The sequence below is a fragment of the Coleofasciculaceae cyanobacterium genome (assembly GCA_036703275.1).
Classification (GTDB): domain Bacteria; phylum Cyanobacteriota; class Cyanobacteriia; order Cyanobacteriales; family Xenococcaceae; genus Waterburya.
In genome coordinates this window covers 118718-127220 of the sequence record DATNPK010000020.1, presented here as the reverse complement: position 1 = coordinate 127220, position 8503 = coordinate 118718, and the positions used below count along the sequence as shown (strand labels likewise).

The following is an 8503-nucleotide window of genomic DNA, read 5'->3' as shown; positions in this document are numbered from 1 at the left end:
CGCCATCATGTTTTTTACTGCCAGAGTCTCGGTATAGATAGCTTGGCTTTCGCTAACTAGTTTTGTACTCAGCTTGTGTAAAAAATCAAGTCTACAATCGGCAATCTTAGCGTGAAGCTTTGCTACTTTTAGCCTTGCCTTATATCGATTGTTAGAACCTTTGTTTTTAGACGCTAGTCTGCGCTGTAGAAATTTTAGCCTAAGCTGATATTTTTGATAGTGCTTAGGATTGCCAGAAGCAAAACCATTAGAGCAAACTACTACATCTTTGATGCCTAGATCGATACCTATTTCTTCTGTACCTGGTTTCCATTGTTGTAATTCTTCTTCCACTAGGAATGAAACGAAATACCTGTTGCTTGGATCTTTGGAAATAGTTACGCTTCTTGGTTCGCCAGTAAAATACCTACTCCATCTAATCTTTAAAGGTTGAGACATTTTAGCTAGAGTTAATTTATTTAAGATACTTTTAATTATTTGCCCAAGCTTAATTTTGGACAAGAAGCATGACCAAGATGCGGGAAATACATTAATAATTAAATAATAATTTGCTAATTAAAATTGGAAAATTACACCCCAATCAAAAGACAAACCATTCTTAGCCATGGTTTCACCAAAACCGCATAAGAATCTCCGTCTCGTGATTAGCGGGGAGTAGTCAACAGTTATATTCAGGTAACTTATAGACAAAAAGTCTAGTATTAAGTACGAACCTACTACAGTTGTTCTAATCAGTGATTATTTTTTGCGGGGATATATATTTAGATGCTATCTTCTGAGCAGCAGAACCTTACCAACTCTTCAATTGCCGATCGCGCAGAGCGATCGCAGTGGCTCGAATCACAGCTAAAGCAATTACAGCATAGTTTGCGAACAGGACAACAAAGTTTAGCTAGCTGGAATGGAGGAGAGATGGCGGTTTCCGCTGTACCAGGGGCGGGTAAGTCTCATAGTTTATCAGTGGCAGCAGCGATCGCTATTGCCAGAAATCAGCTACACAGCCGAAGACAGCTAGTAATTGTTACCTATACTCGTTCCGCAGCAGCTAATATCAAGCATAAAATTCGAGATCGCCTTAAAGAGCTGATGCTTCCTCCAGGGGGCTTTGTGGTATATACCCTGCATGGTTTGGCTCTCAATATTGCCAACTCTCGTAAAGAATTGTCGGGACTGGATTTAGATAACGTTACGCTCGTTGTTCCCAATACGGGACATCGAATTATCCGCGGCGCGGTAGAAAGATGGATTGCCGAACATCCCAGACAGTATCAAAGATTGTTAGAAGGGGTACAGTTTGATGGAGAAGAAACCGAAAGATTGCGCCGTCAGTCGGTGTTGCGAACGGAAGTATTACCAGGATTAACTTATACTGTGGTGCGAGAAGCTAAAAGTTCGGGACTATTACCCGAACAGCTACAGCAATTGAGCCAAAATGCTACTGATGAATATGGCATTTTAGATATTGCCGCAGGACTATATGGGGAATATCAACGGTCAATGCGAGCGCAAGATTTGGTTGATTATGACGATATGATCTTGGCGGCTTTGAAAGTTTTAGAATATCCACCCATGCGACTCCTGTGGCAAAATCAAGTGTATGGCGTATTTGAAGACGAAGCCCAAGATTCTAGCCCGCTACAGGAAAAGCTAATCTCGATACTTGCCAGTAATGCAGAGCGACTAGATTCTCCTAACTTAGTGCGGGTGGGCGATCCTAACCAAGCAATTAACTCTACTTTTACCCCAGCCGATCCGATTTACTTCAATTGGTTTTGTGAAACCTGCAAACAACAAAATAGCCTGGCAACCATGAACCAAGCAGGGCGCAGCAGTAAAATTATTATTGATAGCGCCAATTTTGTCTTGGATTGGGTTAATCAGCAGTGGTCGAATCATCAATCATTCGACAAGCAGATATCATTACCCTTTCGTCAACAGAACATTGTCACCGTCGATCCCAACGATCCCCAACCAGATGCCAATCCTCAACCAGAAGGCAGTGGTGTAGTGATTTGTCACCCTGATGATGTCTATCAGACAGTAGAGCTAATCGGTAAACAGGCGATCGCCTTACTTCAAGAACATCCAGAAAGAAACATGGCTATTTTGGTGCGGGAAAATCGCCAGGCCAGGTTTTTGGCAGCAGAATTAGCTTACTTAAAAAAAGAACACGACATCAACATCTACGAAGTTGGCGAAAGTGAAAGATATTCCCAAATTCCAGCCGAAATCCTCAAGCTACTCCAGTTTATCGATCGCCCCCATTCTCCAGATAATCTTAAGGCTGCTTTAGAAGTACTCGAGCAACGCAGTCTGATTCCTACCCAGGATCTCAACGCCCTTGCCACATCCCCCGAACAGTTTCTGTATCCCACTCCCCTCCATCCTGGACATAAACCCCAGGTCGAACAAGCCCGTCGCTATGGAGTTAATTTACTCCGCGCCCGTATGGAATTACCGAACTATCAACTAATTCCCTTTTTGGGAATGACCTTAAAATATACAGGGTCAGAATTAGCGACGGTGCAAAAGCTCTCAGAAAAAGTCAGTCAACAAATTAGAGGTCGTAGTTCCCTCAAAGCTGCCATAGAAGCATTATTGGAAATTATTAGTTCGGAAAACTTTGAGGGAGTAGAAGAAGATGATAGCGATCGCTATACTCGCCCCAATCAAGTGACGATTATTACCATGCACAAAGCCAAGGGACTAGATTGGGACTATATATTTATCCCTTTTCTGCACCAGGATATCTTACCTGGCCAACCTTGGATTCCCAATGCAGGAAAATTCTTGGGCAGCTTTACACTTTCAGAAGTTGCTCGCGCTCAGATTAGAGCCGTAGTACACCATCAACATCTAACTCCCGATCGACCTCAGACTATCCCGCAGCCGATGGCAGCCTGGCAAGAAGCAGTTAAGCTCAAGCAAGCTGAGGAATATCGTCTATTATACGTAGCAATGACCAGAGCCAAGCGTCTTTTATGGATGTCCTCAGCTAAATTAGGCCCTTTTCGCTGGAGCGTATTTCGCACCGACCAACCCAACAGTCTACAGCGCAAGAAACCTTGTCCTGTCCTACCTGCCCTAGCTAATTATTTAAAAAGTTTAACTAGCTAATGAGTAAATCTTTCAGGCGGTAATTTACTAAACATCAACTTTTAGGAGAATATGTATATAGGGTGAATTTGAGTGCCAGATTGAAGGGAGATCGAGTTAGCGTGAGCCAAATAAAAACCAATGAGCTAAGCCACAATCAAATTGAAGATCGAGATTATTATTGGCGATTTTGGGCAAACGTACCGATTTATCCTTACAGTCAGCGACGCACCCTGCGACGAGAAATTTTACCAGACACAATCTGGACTTTCGATCAGCTTCAAGGCATTTTTTATGTAGTTGTGCCGATTCGCATGACTGTGGTAAGACTGGAGCGAGGTGGACTTTTGGTCTATGCTCCTGTTGCTCCAACTAGGCAATGTATCCGCTTGGTTCAAGAACTGGTCGATCGCTACGGAGCGGTTAAATACATTATTCTGCCCACTATTTCGGGATTAGAGCATAAATATTTTGTCGGGCCTTTTGCGCGTAAGTTTCCTGATGCTACAGTATTTGTTGCCCCAAATCAGTGGAGTTTTCCTGTAGATTTGCCCTTAAGCTGGCTGGGGTTTCCTGCTCAACGAACGAAGGTTTTGCCCGCGGACAGCAGCCAAACGCCTTTTGCTGACGAGTTTGATTACGCTATTTTGGGCGATATCGATTTGAGATTTGGTCAATTTGAAGAGGTAGCGTTGTTACACAGGCGATCGCAAACCTTATTAGTAACAGACTCAATAGTCTCTATTCCCAGTCATCCACCAGAAATTATCGAGCAGGATCTGTTTCCTCTCTTGTTTCATGCCAGAGAAAACGGCAGAGAACCAATTACCGACAGCCCCGAAAATCGCCTCAAAGGTTGGCAAAGGATTTGCTTATTTTCGCTGTATTTTCGCTCTAGCGTTTTAGATACACCTAGCCTGGGTAAAATTTTAGCCGATGCCTGGCGATCGCCAAATAAGTCAGCTCAAGCCTATTGGGGTTTGTTTCCCTTTCAATGGAAAGCTAATTGGTCAGATTCTTTTGCTCGCTTGCGTCGAGATGGTCGTCTACTAGTCGCGCCAATCTTGCAAACCTTAATTCTCAATCGCGCTCCTCAAGAAACTCTTCAGTGGGCAAATACAATTGCTAGCTGGAACTTTGAGCGGATCGTTCCCTGTCATTTTACTGCCCCGATCCGCGCCACTCCCCAACAGTTTCGTCAGGCATTTAGTTTTTTGGAATCAAACGATCAGCACGATCTCCCAGAAGCCGATCTCAAAACCCTAAAAAATATTGATGCCTTGCTGTATAAACCTGGTATTGTTCCGCCTCCCCAACCAAAAATCAGGCGCAAAATATAAACATGATTAAAATCACGATGAAATTATCAAAAGTTCTTAACTCGATTAATCTAGGCAAATAAAGCTTGATAAACTAAAATAAGCTCAAATAAAGCTAAAATTAGGCTAAATACCAAAGCAAATATTATAAGACTTTGATTATGGCTAAATAGTTTTTCTAAGGTCATCATACAATTGATTCTCTGTCGCCAGAAACACAGTTCTCTAAAAAATTCCGTCAAATATTGCGATCGGGTTATATTTGGTTATTTCGCTCAAAATAGTATCAATTGAGTAAGCTAAAAAAAGCACCTTGTTTACCCAGAACAGTTACCAAAAATGATAACTATCGAAGACGCGCTGTATCTAGTCGATCGTGCCATCAAGCCAGAGAGATTAAATTCCGTTCAGGAGCTGATCTTGACTCAATGCTGGTCTGGTAAAACTTATCAACAAATCGCCGATGCCTCTGGCTACGATCCTGACTATGTGAGGGTAGTTGGCTCTCGTCTTTGGCAGCTCCTCTCCAAATCTTTGGGCGAAAAGATTACGAAAAATAACTTTCGCTCAGTTTTACGACAACAGCCTAGTCAGGTCAATGAACAAGACAGCGTTAGGGGAGGTATTTCTGCCCTGGAGCTACCAAATACTCCTGTTCCTCTAGATTCAGCACTATACATACAGCGTCCTCCTACAGAATCTCAAGCTTATGAAGAGATTGTCAAACCTGGAGCATTAATTAGAATTAAAGCTCCAAAGCACATGGGCAAAACGTCTCTGGTGATGAGAATTCTCGCTCATGCCCAGTCTAGAGGTTATCGCACAGTTAGATTAAACCTACTTCAGGCAGAAGACAATGTACTGAGCAATTTAGAGCGTTTACTGCGCTGGTTTTGCGCCAATATAACTCTCCAGTTAGGCATTGAATCTTTGATCGATGATTATTGGGATGAAGATTTGGGGTTTAAAGTTAGCTGTACTACCTATTTACAGGGATATATTTTAGGGCAGTTAGACAGTGCTTTAGTTGTCACTCTAGATGAAGTCAATCGCCTCTTTAAATATCCTCAAGTTGCTCAAGAATTTTTACCGCTGCTGCGCTTCTGGCATGAAGAAGCTAACAACGTCCCTATTTGGCAAAAGCTGCGTTTAATTGTTACCCACTCCACAGAAATCTATATTTCTTTCGACCTGACTCAATCTCCGTTTAATGTTGGCTTGTCTTTGAGATTAAATGAATTTAATTGGTCACAAGTCCATGAATTAGCTCAACGCTATGGGCTAGACCGAGATGAATTTGAGATTGAGATTGAACAAATAAAGTCCTTGGCGCAGATTGTGAACGGTCATCCTTGTTTAATTAACTTGGCTTTTTGTCATCTGGTTACTCAAAATGGCGATATTGCCCAAATTATTCGTGAAGCAGTAACTGATACAGGTATTTATCAAGACCATTTACGGGGTCATTTAATTGCTTTGAGCGAGCATCCTGAATTAGCAGCAGCTTATAAACAGGTAATTAAATCTGATGAGCCAGTAATCTTAAATTCTCTTGTTGCTTATGAGCTAGAAAGTATGGGGCTAGTCAAGTTAGAAGAAAATAAAACTATTCCTAGGTGCGAGCTTTATCGACTTTATTTTCGTGATCGCCTTTAATTGTTCAATAATCTTTAATTAAACCAAAATTGAAATGTATTAAACTATACATTTTTTTTCTGTTTAATTTCAAATCTTTTCCCAATAACCATAAGCAATCTCCAGCATATATATTAAAGTAAAATTAATTTTGTTTAAGTTGAGCTGATGAAATTTAAATTAAAACGCTGCTTTTATTACTTCAAAACAATGTAGTAAATCTTCAATCTAAAAATAGTATTAAAAATAAAAGTTTATATATCTTCGCCTTTTAGGATTTTATTAGAGCAAATTAACCGTTTATTTTACTCTAATGTTAAAGTTAGACTAAATCTTATTTTTTACATAACACTATCTTATTTCCTACATAACACTATCCTATTTCCTACATAACACTAATTTCGGTGGTGTAAGTCAGAAGGATTGCGGTTGTCTTGGGAAAAAATCCTTTGTTAATCGGATTTGGTATTGTTCTGCCAGAAATATTATTATCCAACTAGCATCTAGTTCAGTGAAACATTCTACAGTCGAGAATTCATTTGATAGTGACTTTGCTTTATTAGTAGATAACGAGTTAAAAGATAGGAGCGTGATCGCTATTGTTCAGCAAGAATCAGCTAGAGAAAAAAAGCTACTTCAGCAATTAAAAGACAGTGAACAGCGACACGCTTTGACTCTTCAAGTAACTAACGATGGTATTTGGTCATGGGATTTAAGTTCCGATCGCATTGATTACTCTGATCGCTGGAAGTTAATGGTAGGATGCACTGATAGAGAGATTAAAAATAATCCTTTAGAGTGGTTGGTTAGGGTTCATCCCGCAGAGCGGGAAAAACTAAGGCAAAATCTGGCAGCCTGTAGACAGGGACAAACTGATTGCTTTGAAATGGAATATTCTTTGCTGCATCGAGACGGACAGTATCGTTTCATGCACTGTAAATGTTTGGCAGTCAAAAATGTTCGAGGAGTAGTGACTAGTTTGATTGGCTCTCAAACTGACATTAGCGAACAAAAACAAATTAAAGCCCAGCTAGATTATGTGGCAGATTACGACCAGCTAACAAAATTACCAAATCGTCAGCTTTTCATCGCCAAACTGAGAGAGCTATCCGAGCTAAAGCAACATCCAGACTATCGGTTTGGGGTTTTATGTCTAGATTTAGACCGATTTAAAAATGTCAATCATAATTTTGGTCACTCAATAGGCGATCGCCTATTGAAGGAAATTGTCAGTAAGCTAAAATCTTGTCTGCGAACAAGAGATCTTGTGGCGCGTATTGGTGGGGATGAATTTGCTATTTTGCTGGCTGGCTTCGAGGGGGTGGATTATCCCTTAGTAGTTGCCGCTGGGATCCAGCAGGCGTTTGCTAAACCAATCGAGGTGGCGGAACATTCGATTTTGATCGGCATCAGCATCGGCATCGCTACACCACAGCTTATGGGTAATTGCTTGTGGACAGATGCAGATACAGCTAATAATCTGGTTAAATCGCTGCAAAATGCGGAAATTGCCATGAACCAGGCTAAGGCTAAAGGCAAGGCGTGTAATCGAGTTTTTGAATCTGAAGCATATCTACAAAATTTAGCCAAAACTAAGTCAGAAGATGATTTGAGACAAGCGATCGAGCAAAAGCAATTTGAATTGCATTATCAACCCATTGTTAAGTTAGAGAATCGTCAGCTAGTTGGATTTGAAGCCTTAATTCGCTGGCAACATCCCGAACGGGGTTTGATTTTTCCTAGTGATTTTATTCCTCTGGCAGAAGAGACAGGACTGATCACGCCAATTGGCTGGTGGGTGTTGCGTTCTGCTTGTTCGCAGATGGTTCTGTGGCAGCAGACAAATTTTCAGGCTAAGTCGATGTTTATGAGCGTCAACATTACAGGAAAGCAGTTTTCTCAACCTTATGCAGGAGATATTATTGCTCAAATTCTCGAAGAAACAGGTTTAAATCCTGCTTGTCTTAAGCTAGAGATCACCGAAAGCGAAATTATCGAAAATATAGAGCTGGTTCTCTCCACAGTTGAAAAGTTAAAAGACCTAGGAGTTCAGCTATCGATGGATGATTTTGGGACTGGTTATTCCTCTTTGAGTTATTTACACTGTTTACCCGTAGATACCTTGAAAATCGATCGCTCTTTTATTCAGGATCTAGAAAGCGATTGTCATAAATTAGAGTTAGTTAAGACAATTATTAAGCTGGCAGAGGTTTTTGATCTAGAATTAATTGCTGAAGGAATTGAAAGTGAACCGCAGTGCGCTAGGCTAATTGAGCTGGGGTGTCAGTATGCACAAGGATATTTGTTTTCTGAGCCAGTATTGCCAGCGAGCGCAGCAACTCTCTTAAAGTATTAGGCGTTGCTGATTCAAGTAATGACGTAAACATCATCTACTGTGACTTAGGATCTAGTAAAATAAACCCATAACAGCTGGTAATAATCAACCACCAACA

General features: G+C 41.0%; 5 protein-coding genes. 4 read left to right on the top strand and 1 reads right to left on the bottom strand.

From position 1 onward, the window contains the following. Window positions 1-501 (bottom strand): transposase (locus V6C71_04260; GenBank protein HEY9767707.1); only part of this gene is annotated, 501 nt, incomplete at its 3' end. A 264-nt stretch (window positions 502-765) separates the two neighbouring features. On the opposite strand from V6C71_04260, the gene V6C71_04255 reads away from it, so the two are divergent. The 4 genes from V6C71_04255 to V6C71_04240 all read left to right on the top strand — a co-directional run bounded on the left by V6C71_04255 (window position 766) and on the right by V6C71_04240 (window position 8406). Continuing rightward, window positions 766-3117, top strand: a complete 2352-nt coding sequence (locus tag V6C71_04255) for an ATP-dependent helicase (protein ID HEY9767706.1) — start codon at window positions 766-768, stop codon at window positions 3115-3117. 101 nt (window positions 3118-3218) lie between these two features. Continuing rightward, on the top strand, window positions 3219-4436 hold the full coding sequence (locus V6C71_04250) for a DUF4336 domain-containing protein (protein ID HEY9767705.1): 1218 nt from the start codon (window positions 3219-3221) through the stop codon (window positions 4434-4436). Between the two features lie 318 nt (window positions 4437-4754). After that, window positions 4755-6071 (top strand): AAA-like domain-containing protein, encoded by a 1317-nt coding sequence (locus tag V6C71_04245; protein HEY9767704.1) that lies wholly within the window; start codon window positions 4755-4757, stop codon window positions 6069-6071. Between the two features lie 490 nt (window positions 6072-6561). Beyond that, on the top strand, window positions 6562-8406 hold the full coding sequence (locus V6C71_04240; protein ID HEY9767703.1) for an EAL domain-containing protein: 1845 nt from the start codon (window positions 6562-6564) through the stop codon (window positions 8404-8406). Window positions 8407-8503 lie beyond the last annotated feature (97 nt).

What these genes read in the sequence shown, in the direction of transcription:
- V6C71_04255 (HEY9767706.1), top strand. Translation starts at nt 766, where the DNA reads ATGCTATCTTCTGAGCAGCAGAACCTTACCAACTCTTCAATTGCCGAT.
- V6C71_04245 (HEY9767704.1), top strand. Translation starts at nt 4,755, where the DNA reads ATGATAACTATCGAAGACGCGCTGTATCTAGTCGATCGTGCCATCAAG.